Raw genomic sequence first — 14601 nt, forward strand, 5'->3', positions numbered from 1 at the left:
AGAAACGGTGGAATCCTTTCGCTTCCTTTTTAGCCCCTTACCCGTTATAACCTTTAAAAAACGCTTTCTGTGCTAAGCGGCTATAACTGTTCTTTACCTTGCCACCAGTCCTCTCCTCATTTTAAGATAAATATGAAATATATGGATGGTGTGTTTGGAGGCAATAGAAAATGAATATCCCCATTAAACAATATTGGAGACTGTTAAGCACTTATTTAAAGCATGAGCGGCACAAGCTCGTTCTGCTCTCTATACTGCTGCTTGCCAGCATTGGTTTGCAGCTTTGGAATCCGCAAATCATACGGCATTTTATTGATAGCGCGCTGCAGCCTGGCATTCAGATTAATGAACTTATCGGCAGCGCTTTGCTGTTCATTACAGTTGCGCTACTGCATCAGCTCGCTAGCGTTTCCTCAGGCTATATTGGAGAACAAGTCGGCTGGACAGCAACGAATGAGCTAAGAGGTGATTTGGCGAAGCATTGCTTGCACCTCGACCAGAGCTTTCATAAGGAGAGAACGAGCGGTGAATTAATTCAGCGGATCGATGGCGACGTGAATGAGCTGTCGCATTTTTTCTCCAATTTCATATTTGTGCTGGTTGCGAATCTGCTGCTCATAGCAGGTGTACTCGTGTTAATGTTTCGCGAGGATTGGCGCTTAGGGGCAGGCATGACGGTGTTCGTTGTATTGACGATATTCGTGCTTCAACGAATACGAACGGCTTTTTCGCCATTTTGGGTGAAATCAAGCGAAGTGCAAGCGGAGTTTTATGGGTTTGTTGGCGAGCATTTGGCGGGAACAGAGGATACACGCGCAAATGGAGCAAGCGAATTTGTGATGAGGCGATTTCATGGACTGCTCCGCAAAATATTTCCGATTACGCTGAAAGCAAGCATAGGCGGATATTCGATGTGGGTATCCACTATTTTTGTATTTACGCTTGGCCGATCACTTGCGTTATTATATTGCGCATATTTGTGGACAACGGATTCGATGAGCCTCGGCACGATTTATTTGGTCTTTACGTATACCGAGCTGCTCAATCATCCGCTTGAGCAAATCCGTACACAAATTCAAGATTTACAACGGGCGGATGCTAGTATTGTAAGGGTTAGCGGGCTATTCGCTACGGAATCGAAGCTAAAAGAGAAAGAGATAGCGGCTGATATGCCTGAAGGCGCGCTTTCAGTAAACTTTTCGAATGTCGCATTCGCTTACACAGGTGAGGACGGGGATGGGGAGCGAGTGCTCCACGATGTCGATTTTAATCTTCAGCCCGGTCGAGTGCTCGGTTTGCTTGGTCGAACGGGGAGCGGTAAAAGTACGTTGGCCAGACTGCTTGTTCGCTTCTACGATGTGAAAGCAGGGTCTATTGAGCTGGGCGGTACAGATATTAGGGATTATACGCTAGCTGACCTGAGAGGCCGAATCGCGATGGTATCTCAAAATATTCAGTTGTTTCAAGCGACCGTGCGAGATAATCTCACGCTTTACGATCCAACAATTTCGGATGAGCGGTTGCATGATGTATTAGAAGATTTAGGGCTGGGCGCCTGGTTAGCTTCGCTTGGCGAAGGGCTTGATACTCAGCTGGCCTCAGGAGGAAGCGGTTTGTCGGCAGGAGAAGCGCAGCTGCTTGCATTTGCCCGTGCTTTTCTCTCTAATCCGGGTCTCGTCATTCTTGATGAGGCGACTTCAAGGCTCGATCCTGCTACGGAAGCGCATATTGAGAGAGCGATCGATAAGCTCCTTGAAGGGCGCACTGCCATTATTATTGCCCACCGGCTTGCAACAATTAAACGAGCGGATGACATCCTTATTTTAGATGCTGGAACGCCTGTGGAATCCGGCAATAGATCGCAATTAGCGGCTGATCCAAGCTCAAGGCTATACCAATTACTGCAAACCGGCGCTGTGGAGGTGCTTGTATGAACAGCAAAGAAATGACAACGGTGCAAGCCATGTGGCGGCTTATTTGCTATCGCCCGGTTCTCTATTCTGCCAATGCTATCCTTTGGGCGACCATTCATCTATTCCCATTGCTGCCCGGCTTAATCATTCAGCAATTTTTTGATTCGCTCACAGGTCATGCCAGCTGGTCGCTTAGCGCATCAAATCTAGCCATCTTGTTAATGGCTGTAGCTGTCGCGAGAATCGTTACGATTTATGCGGGTGCTTTGACAGATACGATCCACCGCTTTAGTATGGGCTCTTTGCTTCGGTGGAACATGCTGCGCTGGATTTTGCGTCAGCCGGCAGCGGCGGCCATTCCAATCTCGCCAGGCGAGGCCGTTACACAATTTCGCGACGATGCCAATCAAGCAGAGGATGCCATCAGCTGGACGCTTGATTTCATTGGCAAATTGTTATTTGCGGCAGCGGCAATTTTCATTTTACTGCGGGTTAACGTCAGCATTACTTGTTATGTATTTCTGCCGCTTATACTCGTTGTATCAGTCACCCAGCTTGCTTCCAAGCGCCTGCAGGCCTACCGTGCCACCAGCCGCGATGCTACGGGCAAAGTTACGGGTATGGTCGGTGAAATGTTCAGCTCGGTGCAGGCCATTCAACTTGCTGGCGCGGAGAAACGGTTTATCGACAGACTTCGCTTATTGAATGGGCAGCGCAGGCAGGCTGCGCTTAAGGATCGATTATTCACCTCTATACTTGATTCGGTATTTTCTAATATCGTGAATATAGGAACAGGATTTATTTTGCTGCTGGGCGCTTCTGCTATGCAGCGCTCGGAGCTGAGCGTTGGTGACTTTGCATTATTCGTCTATTATTTAACGTTTGTGACCGATTTCACTGCGTTTTTTGGCAGATTTTTAGCTACTCTGCAGCAAACAGGCATTTCGTTTAAGCGAATGGTGCAGCTGCTGCAAGGCGCATCAACCGAAAAGCTTACCGAGCATACCCAATTGCAGCTGGGCGGTGCATTTCCTGAAAACCATCGCGCTTCAAAGGAGCAGGAGGAGGCTCCATTTCGTACGCTTTCAGTACGGGGACTCAGCTATCGGTATAAGGATTCCGGCAGAGGAATTGAAGATATAAGCATGGAGCTGACAAGAGGCAGCTTCACCGTTGTAACGGGGCGGATAGGTTCTGGTAAAACAACGCTGCTCCGCTCTGTACTTGGGCTGCTGCCTCCTCAGGCGGGAGAAATTTGGTGGAATGACGAGCGCGTAGCAGATCCGGATTCATTTTTTGTTCCGCCGCGCAGCGCCTATACCTCGCAGGTTCCTAATTTGTTTAGCGAAACGCTTGAAACGAATATTTTGCTTGGTATGCCAGATATACCAAGCCGCACGCAGAAAGCCATTCACACCGCTGTGCTGGACAAAGATATTCTGCAGCTTGAGCATGGACTCGAAACGATGATTGGACAACGCGGCGTGAAGCTGTCTGGCGGTCAAGCACAACGTACAGCGGCTGCACGCATGTTCGTTCGTGAGCCGGAGCTGCTCGTATTTGACGACTTATCGAGTGCGCTGGATGTGACGACAGAGAAGCTGCTTTGGGAACGAGTGGAACAGACGCCGCATGCGGCATGCCTGATTGTTTCCCACCGCAAAGCCGCTTTGCAACGTGCCGATCATATTATCGTCATGAAAAATGGGAAAGTAGAAGCGCAAGGCAGTCTACAGCATTTGCTTGCGGTTTCAGCGGAAATGAGATTGTTATGGGAAGAAGAAAATATGGAAGCAGCAGAAGAGTAAGGGGATGATCGAATTGCGTGAAGACATGCAAATAAGAGCGATGGAAAGTAATGATGTCAATGTCATTTTTCATGCGATTGAACATCAAGATATTAGTAAGCGATTAGATTATATTGCAAGATGCTGGGAAGAAAATAAAACGGGACAGCGCGTCACCCTTGTCGCTTTCTACAAGGGTCAGTTCGCTGGATGGCTGCATCTGCTGTCACAATCGTATTATCCCTATTTTCAGCAAAACAACATTCCTGAAATAAACAATTTTGATGTGATCCCAGCCTTGCGGCGCAAGGGGATTGGAAATGCTTTGATGGATGGCATTGAGCAGATCGCATTTGAAAAATACGGAATTGTCGGCATCGGAGTAGGGCTCTACTCTAGCTATGGCAGTGCACAGCGCATTTACGCTCGCAGAGGCTATATTCCTGACGGTAGAGGGATTTCGTACGAGAATGTTATTGTGAAGCCCGGCAGCATGGTTCGTGTCGACGATGAACTAGTGTTATACATGGTGAAGGAAGCGCCTAATTCCTCTTCGGAAAATAGTTAATAGATTGCCCATACGATTCATTGTTCCTCTATCGGGGTAAGAAGTAGTAGACCGATAGCTTGACCATAAGAAGCTATAACTAACAGCTTTCTAGGAGGTGCAGGCAACAATGGATACAGATAGAGACTTGTATGGCGAAGTAGAAGAGGAAATATTGGCACAAAAGCAAGGCAACAGCTACGTTCTGACAACAACCAAAGGAACGATCGGTAAGATCACTTACACGATGGTCGACGTAGACACCTGGGTCATTGACCACACGTATGTGGATGGCGACTATCGCGGCCAGCATTTGGGGCGGCAGCTGCTTGATTTTGTAGTAGAAGAGGCTAGGGAGAAGGGGAGACGGATTATTCCTTCTTGCTCCTATGCGTTAGCCGAGTTCAAGCGGAATCCAGCATATGAGGATGTATGGGATAAAACAAACACGGAATATTCCGATTCGTACAGCTCCAGCGGAGCGGGTGCAGCAAGCGGCGGATTGTCCAACTAATAAGCAACAAAAAAAGAGCTGTCTACCTACAAAGGTAGATGGCTCTTTTGCTGCCTATAACGATTACTTCGCAGTAGTTACTCTAGCTTGTTCATTCAGCTTAAGCAGGTTTGAAAATTGAAGAGGTTTGCGGTCGGTTTTATTGTTTGCATTTATTCTTGGTGGATACATGTAAAGACCTCCTTTAATAATAGAATATATTCACAGTAACATATGGAATAAAGTGGCGTCAATTGTCATTTTTTGTTCGATTTAAGTAGTGAAGAAGTTGGTTGAAATCAGTGGAATAGGCATTTTCTATTTCATGGTACCCATCTCTTTGTCCTACTATAGTCGCAAATTTGGAATAAAGTCTGTTCAGATAGGCATGGCTTGCAAGCGCGTGAAATTCAAATGTCCTGACCTTCGGATTCTCAGCGGCGATATGGTTTGCTAGAAAACGAAAGCCGTTAATGAACAATCGGCCGCTTCGATAGGCGTCGTTTATAATGACGGAATCTACGAAAGCAATTTCCCCTTCGCGAACAGGCTCATATTCCGTAGACAAATATCTATAATGCGCCCATCCAATCGTGTCGCCCTCCAGGCTTAGGATTAGCATTACTTTGGATTGCTGTAGAGACTGTAAAATATGATATAAGGTATCCGGAAGCGAAAACTTGCTGCTGAAATCGGTGCGATGCCTGATGAAATATAGGGCATACTGTGCTAAGTCAGCATCATTCTTACAAACGCGGTACTGCGCAAGCATCGATAAGCAACCTCCTTCTATTTTCGTTCCTTCAGCGTTTGCCTGACTCGGTTATTGATTTCAGGATGTTTAGATAACACGTAATGAAGCCCTTTCCGCTGCAAGGTAAGGAACACGCAAGGCGTAATGGCTGTGATATCGGCTGTACGCGGCACATTGTTAAGCAAAGCAATTTCACCAAAATGGTCTCCGTCCTCTAATATGGCAAGTCGAAGCTTTCCATCAATCGCATTTGCGTCCTTGCGTGATACTTCAACCCGGCCGCGTGCAATTAAGTAAAATTTCTCACCCTGATCTCCGGCATGAATGACAGGTTGGCCTGCGCTAAATGTCTCTGTGTTGAACAGGCTTCGAATTTCTTTCAGTACCTCGTTATCAATACCTTGAAAGAAAGGAAGCTTTGCAAGCCTTTCCTCATCAATATCAGCTTCCTGCCCGCTATTTGAAATCAGCATACCATTCTGCTTTTCCCATAATTCTTTATAATAGCCTTCGCGTGCAAGCATTTCCTCGTGAGTCCCAATGTCGACCAGCTCACCCTTATCAAACACAAAAATGCAATCTGCACCTGTTATAGAAGATAAACGATGCGTAACGGTTATTACGGTTCGATTGCGTGACAAATCCCTAAATGTACGGTTAATAGATGCCTCAGCTATCGGGTCTAGCGCAGAGGTAGCTTCATCCAACAATAATAGTTGGGGATCTTTTAATATCGCGCGAGCAATGGCGAGCCGCTGCCGCTGCCCTCCAGACAAATTAGACCCATCATCCAGCACCAGCGTATCGTAACCATTTGGCAGCGTCATGATGAACACATGAATTTCAGCTTGTTTGGCAGCTTCTATGATTTCTTCCTTCGTTGCCGTTGGTTTGCTGATGCGAATATTGTCCATAATGGAACCTCGAAAGAGAAAGTTATCTTGAAATACAACGCCGAGCTGATCTCGGTAAGAGCTTCGACTTAGTTCCTGCATGGGAATACTATTGATTTCGAGTTGACCTGCACTTGGGTCATAGAAGCCCAGCACCAGCTGTACGAGCGTGCTCTTGCCAGAGCCGCTAGAGCCTACGAATGCAGCTGTGGTTCCAGCTTTAATATGTAAATTTATCTTTTTAAGTGCTTCCTGCTCCTCGTTATAGCGAAAGGAAACGTCTGAAAAACGAATATCCGGCAAATGATTTAGGGGGCTCGTCATAAGTGCTTTACCTGTTGTTTCCTTAGGCGCTTGCAACAGCTTGTTCATTCGCTCAATGCTGACGGAAGCATCCGTAAAGACTGGAATCGTTGCGGTTAAATTAAAAACGGAATTCCCCATTGAAGTATACATCGTAAAAAAGGCAACCAAAGCCCCGATCGTAATATGCCCGTGAAGTGCGAGATAAGAGCCAAGCCCAATAATGGATAAATTGATCAGGAGTAAGCTGATCAGCGGAATTCGCTCCAGCTGAGCGTTAATCACATTTTTTCGATAGTGAATGAGATACATCGTTTGCAGTCTGCCCACAAATTTATGTGTCATCGCCTGCTGGAGATTAAAACCTTTGACTACTTTTTGCGCTCTAATGTTTTCCTGTATGTCGCCTGTTAAATGATCGAGTTGCTCCTTATGAGCGACGTTGATGGCCTGTGCGCGAGCGCCCAGCAAGTAAGGACCGGCAAAAATAAGGGCTGCCCCAAACAATATGGCTAGTGCCATACTCCACTGCAAATAAAACAAAACGGCGGTGCTAATGACTACAACGGAAAAAGATTGTATTCCTACCGTCAGAATTGCATTCATTGCTCGCTCAATGGCAGGAAGATCGACTGTGAAATAGGAGAGCAGCTCACTTGAGCGCGTCTTCTGGAAGAAAGCGAGGTTCACTTGCTGCATATGCTCAAATAATTGCTTGCGCAAATCCTGCTGCACCCTTGCACTCAGCTTGGCAAGAGCATAATCGCTGAAAACGCCAGCGCTGAGGCAGAAGATGCCGCTAGCCGCCAGAATGATGATGATAAGAGAAAAGGCATGCAGGTCCTTAGGAAGGATGGCTTTGTCGATTAGAAATTGAAAGCTCAATGGTGCTAATGAAATGAAGATGAGATCCAAAAATAGCGTAACGAAAAAAAATATAGCCAGAGGCTTGTAGGCACGCATATAGCCTGCTAAGTGCTTAAGAACAATAAATACCATGACGGATTGTGCTCCTTCTGAGCTTAAAAATAAATTTCATGAGGGTATTTCATTACATCATCGTGCCATTGGGTGAAATCCATAACATACTCTTCAATAACGCCATGATCCGTATCCTGAACCGCCACTTTCCTGGCTGATTTCGCGCAAAGGCGCTGAAGCTTCGGCTTTGCGGGTATCCAGAACCGAAGCTCTGTAACAGGCTGTTTCAACTGGGCTAAGTATTGAGCGAGAAACTGTGAAGCCTGGAGAAACAATCGGGTGCTTCGATAGCTTTCCTTAATAAAAACCGTCTGAATCTGAACGATATGCTCATTTTCATAGTTTTGATCTCCGGTGCCGTGTATGTACCCTATTGCGCCTATGATTTCATCATCGGGATTGCGAAATAGAATAGATTCTTTCTCCATAAACAGAGGGCTTGAAAGGTAGCTGAGAGAGACAGGAAAGGAATAGGGCAGGTTTAGCTGCACGAAATGTTCCAGCAAAAAAGTGATGTAGGCCTCTTGATACTTGGCAGTAGAGCAAATGTTGAAATAATAGCTCATAGGCTAAATTACCTTCTTTCAAGATAATGACCAAATTATACCATGATCTGACAATGAACAGAAGATTGATTGTGTATTCGACAACATTTGCAGCGTCCCTATTCCGCATCCATACTCACATTTTTTTAATTTACACGTACAATAACCTAATCGATTTGGAATGAAATGGAGGAAAACTAAGGTGATACTTGTTGCGGGTAGTCCTACGTTTTCGATTAATCCTTTGACGTTATCGGAGATTGAACGAAAAATACTGCAGGAGAAGCAGAAAAGCCAGGTTGTCTATCGCTATCCATCGGTTGATGCGCTCGAATTTGAGCTGAAAACGCGCATGCATACGGTTGAAGCAGCCAAAGCGCTTTATGCCAGTGGAGTGAGCTTTGCGACCTTCGCAGGGTCAAAATGCAATGAGCAATACTGGACGCGTACAGAAAACGGCGGCTTTCAGCTAAAGGGAGGCGTACTGCCTTCGGTTGGCATTAACGATATTTTTGAAAATGGACATTTGTACGGTTTTGAATGTGCAGGCGCCATTATTATTATCTTTTATAAGGCAGTGCTTGATACGGTTGGCGATGCCGTGTTCAACGCTTATTTTAAAAACCTGTTTTTAAGAGACTGGCAATACGACCGTGATTTAAGCTTAATAACTACCTATGATAAAAATGAAGCCTATCCCGGCGACGCGCTCTACTTCAAGAACCCTCACCATGATCCGGATACACCGGAATGGCAAGGTGAGAATGTCATCATGCTGGATGATGATTTGTATTTCGGCCATGGCATCGGTATTGAATCCGGCCAAGACATCATTAATGCGCTGAATCGCATGCGCTATGAGAATGCCTCTATATCTGCGTACTTGCAGGATATTGTGGTCCATCCCGATTATGAATATTTGCGAGGCTTAAACGTTAGGGACGTTTGGTGGGATGGGGGAAGCGGTTCCGAACAGCTCGGCATTGCGGCAAGAATAGGCACGGGCTCGGCTAGATATTAAAATGATTCGTATCCTTGAAATTTATGAAAAGGCACCTGTAGGAGATGCGTTTGCTGCTCTCGAATACAGGTGTTTTCGCTTGGCGTGCATGAAGGAGTATAATGAAAACAGCAATGATAAATATGATCATTTGTAGGGAGCAAGCCAATGAGAATGCATGTGTTAATTGTAGATGATGATCCTTCTATTCGGGAGCTTTTACGTTTTGTTTTGGGAAAAGACGGCTATGTCGTTCTTGAAGCGGAAAATGGACAAGCAGCGTCCATCCTGCTTGAGAACGAGCAGGTACATCTTGCTGTCGTCGATATTATGATGCCCGGTAAAAATGGGTACGAGCTATGCCGCGAAATCAGAGAGCATTATGACATTCCTGTTATGATGCTGACTGCAAGAGCGGAGATGGAGGACAAGGAGCAAGGGTTTGACTCCGGGACGGACGATTATTTAGTTAAGCCGTTTGAGCCAAAGGAGCTTTTGTTTCGTATAAAAGCGCTGCTGCGCCGCTATCGCCTTGTATCCTCTGAGGTTATCAAGCTCGGGAACGTCTCCATTGATCGAAGAGGCTATGAAATTAAAATAGGCGATGAAGTTATAACTCTGCCGCTGCGGGAATTCGAGCTGCTGTCACAGCTTGCAAGCCACCCGGGCCGCATTTATACACGGGAACAGCTTATTCAGCTCATCTGGAGCGCTGATTTTAAAGGAGACAGCCGCACGGTTGATGTTCATATCAAACGGCTGCGCGAGCGCTTCACGGATTGTCAGGACGATTTCACGATAACAACGATCAGGGGTCTCGGCTATAAGCTGGAGGTGCATGAGGGATGAAGTCGCTGTATGTTCGAATTGTGTTCACGTTTGTGATGGTCGCTATGATTAGCCTCATTCTAGGCTTGCTATTTACGGGGCTTTACTACCAGAATAATCAGCAATCCAGCAATGAGCATAAAATGATCGCAATCGCACAAAACATCAGCACCCAATATGAGCAAAATCCGCAAATGGATCTGGATAGCTATCTGACACATATTGCAGCACTTGGCTTTCAAATTTATTTGGTTCATGACAATTTGCAAGGACAAGCCTACGGCTCGCCGTTTAAGCATGGAACGCTAAGCGAGCAGCAAATGCATTCGGTGCTTGACGGAGCTATTTATCGGGGGCTGGAGGAGCAGAAGGGACGGCTGGAGCTGTTCTCTTATTTCAAAAATAGTGTTTTGAACACAGCAGGTATGAGAGTTCAGACGCAGGATGGGTATGCAGCGCTGTTTATCCGCCCTGACTTGCAGCAGCAAATTGGCGAGATACGTATTATTGCAGCGATATTGATCGGTGCTACCTTCGTCATCAGCTTGCTGTTAATTGTGTTCTTATCGCGCCTTATTGTGAAACCGGTCAACGAGCTTACGAGAGCAACGAAAAAGATTGTTGCAGGTGATTTTGAAGCAGGGCTGCAGCTCTCGCGCAAGGATGAGATCGGCGAGCTGGCACGCAACTTCTCGGTGATGTCGGTGGCGATTAAGCAGCTGGACCAGATGCGGCAAGAATTTGTGGCGAATGTCTCGCATGAATTTCAGACGCCGCTTACGTCCATGCAGGGATTGGCTCGGGCAGTGCTCGATAAGGAAACGACGCCGGAGCAGACGGACAGCTATATGGCCATTATAGAAAAAGAAAGCAAGCGTCTATCCCGTATGAGCAAGCAGCTTCTAACACTTGCTGCGCTCGACAAGGATAATAAGCCGCTCCATAAGACAAGCTTTCGCTTAGACGAACAGCTGCGCCAGCTGTTAATTACACTCGAGTGGCAATGGTCGGAGAAAAATTTGCATTTGGAGCTTGAACTGCCGGATACGACGATCCATGCTGATCAAGAATTGCTCTATGAGGTGTGGTTAAACCTGATTGCCAATAGCATTAAGTTTTCGGATGCAGGCAAGCCGATCAGCATTAAAATAGTGGAGAGCGACGTCATTACTGTTGTCATCGAAGATCAGGGAACAGGCATATCAGAGGATGATCTCCCATTCATTTTTGACCGTTTCTATAAGGCGGACAAAGCTCGCAATGATGCTACTTCAGGCAGCGGGCTTGGACTCTCTATCGTGCAGAAATTGGTGGCTTTGCATCAAGGCAGTATCGAGATTCAAAGCAAGCGTGCAGTTGGAACAACGGTTACCGTTACCCTTCCACGAGCATAAGTTTTTATGTAATTATCGTTGTCAATATAGAAAATGCCTCATTCCTTTAAAAATAAGGGGAATGAGGTATTTTTATTTTGTAAATATGTATCTTTTATGTGAGGTTATTCGGTTGCAAATCTTGTAACATGAATAAAAAAAGGTTTTTAATTGTTTAATCTTATGTTAGTTTTATGTCATTTACATGCTTTGTGAAGCTCATTTTCATGCCGAGGAGTGGTTTTTATGACAGAGTTGTTAAATATGGATATTCCGAAAGAAAAGCTCATATTGGCTAAGCATTATCCCATTCAAGTATTGGAAACGATAGGCGTCAATGCGACCTATCAGAAGCTTCATTGGCATGATGTGCTTGAAATCAATTTAATTAAATCAGGAACCGGCTATTACATCATTAACGGGCAAACGTTTGAGTTTCAAGAGGGTGATATCTTGCTTATTAACTCGAATGATTTGCACTGCGCTTACGAAACCAAGGATTTGGTCATGCAAGTGATCTGCTTTGATGCTTCTTGGCTGCTAAATATTGTCCGTTATGATTCAGAAATTTTGCATCCCTATAAGGAAATGGGGGTCCATTTCACTAATTTGCTGGACCGCAATGAGCCTCATATGAACGAGCTTAGAAGCCTGCTTCTTGAAATTCAGGATGAACATGATCAGGAGCAAACCTCTTACGGTTCTTTGGTTTATTCAAATTTAATCCGCTTTCATGCATGCGTAAATCGTTACTTCCGCAGAGAGGGGTTAAATCGGGGAAAGGATAGCATCGGTGCAAGGCAGCTGGACAAAATGCGCAAGGTCATTTACGACATGCAAAAAAACTTTGCATATCCATGGACGCTTGAGGAACTCGCAGGACTTGTTTACTTAAGCCCCTCCCGTTTTAGCGATATTTTCCGGCGTACAGTAGGGACGCCTCCGCTGCTTTATTTGATTCATATTCGCTTAGAGCATGCCGTCATGCTGCTCGAAACCAGCGATATGAAAATTACAGAAATCGCACTGGAATGCGGTTTTCGCAGCTTATCTAATTTCAACCGTTTATTTAAGAAGCACATTGGCTCCTGCCCGAAAATCGCAAGAGGCTAAATCATTTGGAAACAGTAAGATAGTGTTAGTTATCAATCGTTTAAGAGGAGAATCAACACAGCGGAAAAGATAAAATAAACACATGACGAATGGATAACGCATTTATGTTACTTTAACTAACATTAGAAAAAAAGGGGGGGAGCATGCTGCAAACAGATCTACAAACCAAACAGCATGTGTACAAGCAGCCCGGGCAGACGAAACGCTTTATCAAACAATGGGATATTCAGCTCATGGTTATACCAGCGTTGCTCTTCATTTTTGTCTTTAACTACATTCCCATGTATGGGGTGCTGATGTCTTTTCAGGATTACAGCATTTTCAAAGGGTTCATGCACAGTCCGTGGGTAGGGTTTAAACATTTTGAAATGTTTTTTAATGCTCCCGAGTTTTGGGTGGTTATGCGAAATACACTCGTCATCAGTTTGCTGAAGCTGGGCATTGGATTTCCAGCGCCAATCGTATTGGCACTGATGCTGAATGAGATTAATAACCGTACGTTTAAACGAATTATTCAGACGGTTAGCTATTTGCCTCATTTCTTGTCATGGGTTATCGTATCGGGCTTCGTTATATCGATGTTATCCACCGATAACGGAAGCTTAAATATGCTGCTGGAATCCGTGAATCTCATTAAAGAGCCAATCAATTTCTTATCCTTGCCGGAGTATTTCTGGGCGATCCTTGTCACAACCGGTGTTTGGAAGGAAATTGGCTTTGCTTCTATCGTTTATTTAGCTGCTATTGCAGGCATTAACCCGCACTTGTATGAAGCGGCTTCAATTGATGGAGCCAGCAGAGTGAGACAAATAGTTACGATTACGATTCCATCGATTATGCCCGTTGTTGTTGTGTTCTCGATATTAGCAATTGGCAACCTGTTGAATGCCGGATTTGAAGATATTTTGCTGCTAGCTGGGAACCCTGTGCTGCGCGATGTAAGTGATGTTATCGACACTTATGTGTATAGGCTGGGTATTCAAAATTCCCGTTTCTCTTATGCAACGGCTGCCGGTCTATTCAAAGCGATTATTAGCGTCGGTTTATTAGCAGGAGCAAACTATTTGGCTCGCCGGTCAGGCAACAGCTTGTGGTAAAGAGAGAAAGGGCGGCGAAACGATGAAATTATCCTTTGGCGACAAAACATTTATGGCAGTCAACTATTTTCTATTGTTTGTGTTAGGCTTCACAGCCTTCTATCCATTCTGGAATGCTGCAGTGATTTCCTTTAATGCGGGAACCGATACGATGCTCGGTGGAATTACATTTTGGCCGCGCGTCTTCTCGCTAGACAATTATGAGGTCGTTTTCAAGGACAAACGACTTATAGATGGATTTATTATTTCTATTCTTCGTACGGTCATAGGTACGCTCCTATCCATTGCAGCAACAGCGATTTTTGCTTACGGAATGAGTAAGCGAAATTTAGTTGGACGAAAGTATTACATGATCTTTTGCGTGTTGACCATGTACTTTAGCGGCGGATTAATTCCGAGCTACCTGCTCATACGTGAGCTTCATTTGATGAATTCGTTCTGGGTTATGATCATACCGGGAATTATCAGCGTATGGAACATGATCATTTTCCGAACCTTCTTTCTTGGCATACCGAATGGACTCGAGGAATCGGCACAAATTGACGGCTCCAGCAACTGGGGTATTTTATTTCGCATTGTTCTTCCTCTATCGGGGCCTGTCATTGCAACGCTTTCGTTGTTCACGGCGGTGTATCACTGGAATGATTGGTTTTCACCGAGTCTTTATATTTCAGATATTAACCTATTGCCGATTCAAACGAAGCTGCAGCAAATATTGAACTCCAATATTATGCTGGAGCAAATGTCCCAAATGGATTCAGCGGCACAAGGCCGAATGAGTGCAATGAAGGCGGTAACTTCAAAGTCGTTATCCATGGCAACCATGATGGTGGCGACTGTTCCGATTTTATGTGTGTATCCTTTTGTACAAAAGTATTTCGTGAAGGGCGTTCTCGTTGGTTCTTTGAAGGAATAACCAAGGGTTTAAAGCGTCAGCTTTAACCATAGATAGACAAGCAGAAGGGAGTTTAAGC

Annotated in this window: 13 protein-coding genes; 10 read left to right on the forward strand and 3 right to left on the reverse strand. The window is 45.2% G+C overall.

The window, feature by feature from the left end; translation table 11 throughout:
* The first annotated feature begins 170 nt into the window (after positions 1 to 170).
* The 4 genes from MHH56_RS02130 (at position 171) to MHH56_RS02145 (ending at position 4761) form a co-directional block, all read left to right on the forward strand.
* Positions 171 to 1934 carry an ABC transporter ATP-binding protein gene (locus tag MHH56_RS02130; RefSeq protein ID WP_339206290.1) on the forward strand — a complete coding sequence of 588 codons (1764 nt, stop codon included), beginning with the start codon at positions 171 to 173 and terminating at the stop codon, positions 1932 to 1934.
* Positions 1931 to 3721: an ABC transporter ATP-binding protein gene (locus tag MHH56_RS02135; RefSeq protein ID WP_339206292.1), complete on the forward strand. Its 1791-nt coding sequence runs from the start codon at positions 1931 to 1933 to the stop codon at positions 3719 to 3721. Before MHH56_RS02130 ends, MHH56_RS02135 begins: the two co-directional genes overlap by 4 nt.
* A 4-nt stretch (positions 3722 to 3725) precedes the next feature.
* Positions 3726 to 4268, forward strand: a complete 543-nt coding sequence (locus tag MHH56_RS02140) for a GNAT family N-acetyltransferase (protein WP_339206294.1) — start codon at positions 3726 to 3728, stop codon at positions 4266 to 4268.
* Between the two features lie 109 nt (positions 4269 to 4377).
* Complete coding sequence (locus MHH56_RS02145; protein WP_076268532.1) at positions 4378 to 4761, forward strand: GNAT family N-acetyltransferase; 384 nt, start codon at positions 4378 to 4380, stop codon at positions 4759 to 4761.
* Between the two features lie 229 nt (positions 4762 to 4990).
* Here the strand turns inward: MHH56_RS02145 and MHH56_RS02150 are convergent, their stop codons facing one another.
* From MHH56_RS02150 to MHH56_RS02160, 3 genes are read right to left on the reverse strand one after another with little or no spacing between them, the layout of a single operon-like run.
* Positions 4991 to 5512, reverse strand: coding sequence for a GNAT family N-acetyltransferase (locus tag MHH56_RS02150; protein WP_339206296.1), 522 nt, complete (start codon positions 5510 to 5512; stop codon positions 4991 to 4993).
* 17 nt (positions 5513 to 5529) lie between these two features.
* Complete coding sequence (locus MHH56_RS02155) at positions 5530 to 7689, reverse strand: ABC transporter transmembrane domain-containing protein (protein ID WP_339206298.1); 2160 nt, start codon at positions 7687 to 7689, stop codon at positions 5530 to 5532.
* 23 nt (positions 7690 to 7712) lie between these two features.
* Entirely contained in the window at positions 7713 to 8237 is a 525-nt protein-coding gene (locus MHH56_RS02160) for a hypothetical protein (RefSeq protein WP_339206299.1), read from the reverse strand.
* A 181-nt stretch (positions 8238 to 8418) separates the two neighbouring features.
* Between MHH56_RS02160 and MHH56_RS02165 the strand changes: the two genes are divergently transcribed.
* The 6 genes from MHH56_RS02165 to MHH56_RS02190 all read left to right on the forward strand — a co-directional run bounded on the left by MHH56_RS02165 (position 8419) and on the right by MHH56_RS02190 (position 14543).
* Positions 8419 to 9237, forward strand: coding sequence for a protein-glutamine gamma-glutamyltransferase (locus MHH56_RS02165; RefSeq protein WP_339206301.1), 819 nt, complete (start codon positions 8419 to 8421; stop codon positions 9235 to 9237).
* A gap of 147 nt (positions 9238 to 9384) precedes the next feature.
* Positions 9385 to 10065 (forward strand): response regulator transcription factor, encoded by a 681-nt coding sequence (locus MHH56_RS02170; protein WP_339206303.1) that lies wholly within the window; start codon positions 9385 to 9387, stop codon positions 10063 to 10065.
* Entirely contained in the window at positions 10062 to 11438 is a 1377-nt protein-coding gene (locus MHH56_RS02175) for a HAMP domain-containing sensor histidine kinase (protein ID WP_339206304.1), read from the forward strand. The genes MHH56_RS02170 and MHH56_RS02175 overlap by 4 nt, the downstream gene beginning before the upstream one ends.
* A 225-nt stretch (positions 11439 to 11663) precedes the next feature.
* A complete protein-coding gene (locus tag MHH56_RS02180) occupies positions 11664 to 12530 on the forward strand; it encodes an AraC family transcriptional regulator (protein ID WP_076268526.1) in 867 nt (288 codons plus the stop codon).
* Positions 12531 to 12673: 143 nt separating this feature from the next.
* Positions 12674 to 13627, forward strand: coding sequence for an ABC transporter permease subunit (locus MHH56_RS02185; RefSeq protein WP_339206306.1), 954 nt, complete (start codon positions 12674 to 12676; stop codon positions 13625 to 13627).
* Between the two features lie 22 nt (positions 13628 to 13649).
* Positions 13650 to 14543: a carbohydrate ABC transporter permease gene (locus MHH56_RS02190; RefSeq protein WP_076268524.1), complete on the forward strand. Its 894-nt coding sequence runs from the start codon at positions 13650 to 13652 to the stop codon at positions 14541 to 14543.
* The last annotated feature ends 58 nt before the right edge of the window (positions 14544 to 14601 follow it).

It is taken from the genome of Paenibacillus sp. FSL K6-3182 (assembly GCF_037976325.1).
Lineage (GTDB): Bacteria > Bacillota > Bacilli > Paenibacillales > Paenibacillaceae > Pristimantibacillus.

Coding starts and splice junctions, on each gene's coding strand:
- MHH56_RS02130 (WP_339206290.1), top strand. CDS start 171: ATGAATATCCCCATTAAACAATATTGGAGACTGTTAAGCACTTATTTA.
- MHH56_RS02135 (WP_339206292.1), top strand. CDS start 1,931: ATGAACAGCAAAGAAATGACAACGGTGCAAGCCATGTGGCGGCTTATT.
- MHH56_RS02140 (WP_339206294.1), top strand. CDS start 3,726: ATGATCGAATTGCGTGAAGACATGCAAATAAGAGCGATGGAAAGTAAT.
- MHH56_RS02145 (WP_076268532.1), top strand. CDS start 4,378: ATGGATACAGATAGAGACTTGTATGGCGAAGTAGAAGAGGAAATATTG.
- MHH56_RS02150 (WP_339206296.1), bottom strand. CDS start 5,512: ATGCTTGCGCAGTACCGCGTTTGTAAGAATGATGCTGACTTAGCACAG.
- MHH56_RS02155 (WP_339206298.1), bottom strand. CDS start 7,689: ATGGTATTTATTGTTCTTAAGCACTTAGCAGGCTATATGCGTGCCTAC.
- MHH56_RS02160 (WP_339206299.1), bottom strand. CDS start 8,237: ATGAGCTATTATTTCAACATTTGCTCTACTGCCAAGTATCAAGAGGCC.
- MHH56_RS02170 (WP_339206303.1), top strand. CDS start 9,385: ATGAGAATGCATGTGTTAATTGTAGATGATGATCCTTCTATTCGGGAG.
- MHH56_RS02175 (WP_339206304.1), top strand. CDS start 10,062: ATGAAGTCGCTGTATGTTCGAATTGTGTTCACGTTTGTGATGGTCGCT.
- MHH56_RS02180 (WP_076268526.1), top strand. CDS start 11,664: ATGACAGAGTTGTTAAATATGGATATTCCGAAAGAAAAGCTCATATTG.
- MHH56_RS02185 (WP_339206306.1), top strand. CDS start 12,674: ATGCTGCAAACAGATCTACAAACCAAACAGCATGTGTACAAGCAGCCC.
- MHH56_RS02190 (WP_076268524.1), top strand. CDS start 13,650: ATGAAATTATCCTTTGGCGACAAAACATTTATGGCAGTCAACTATTTT.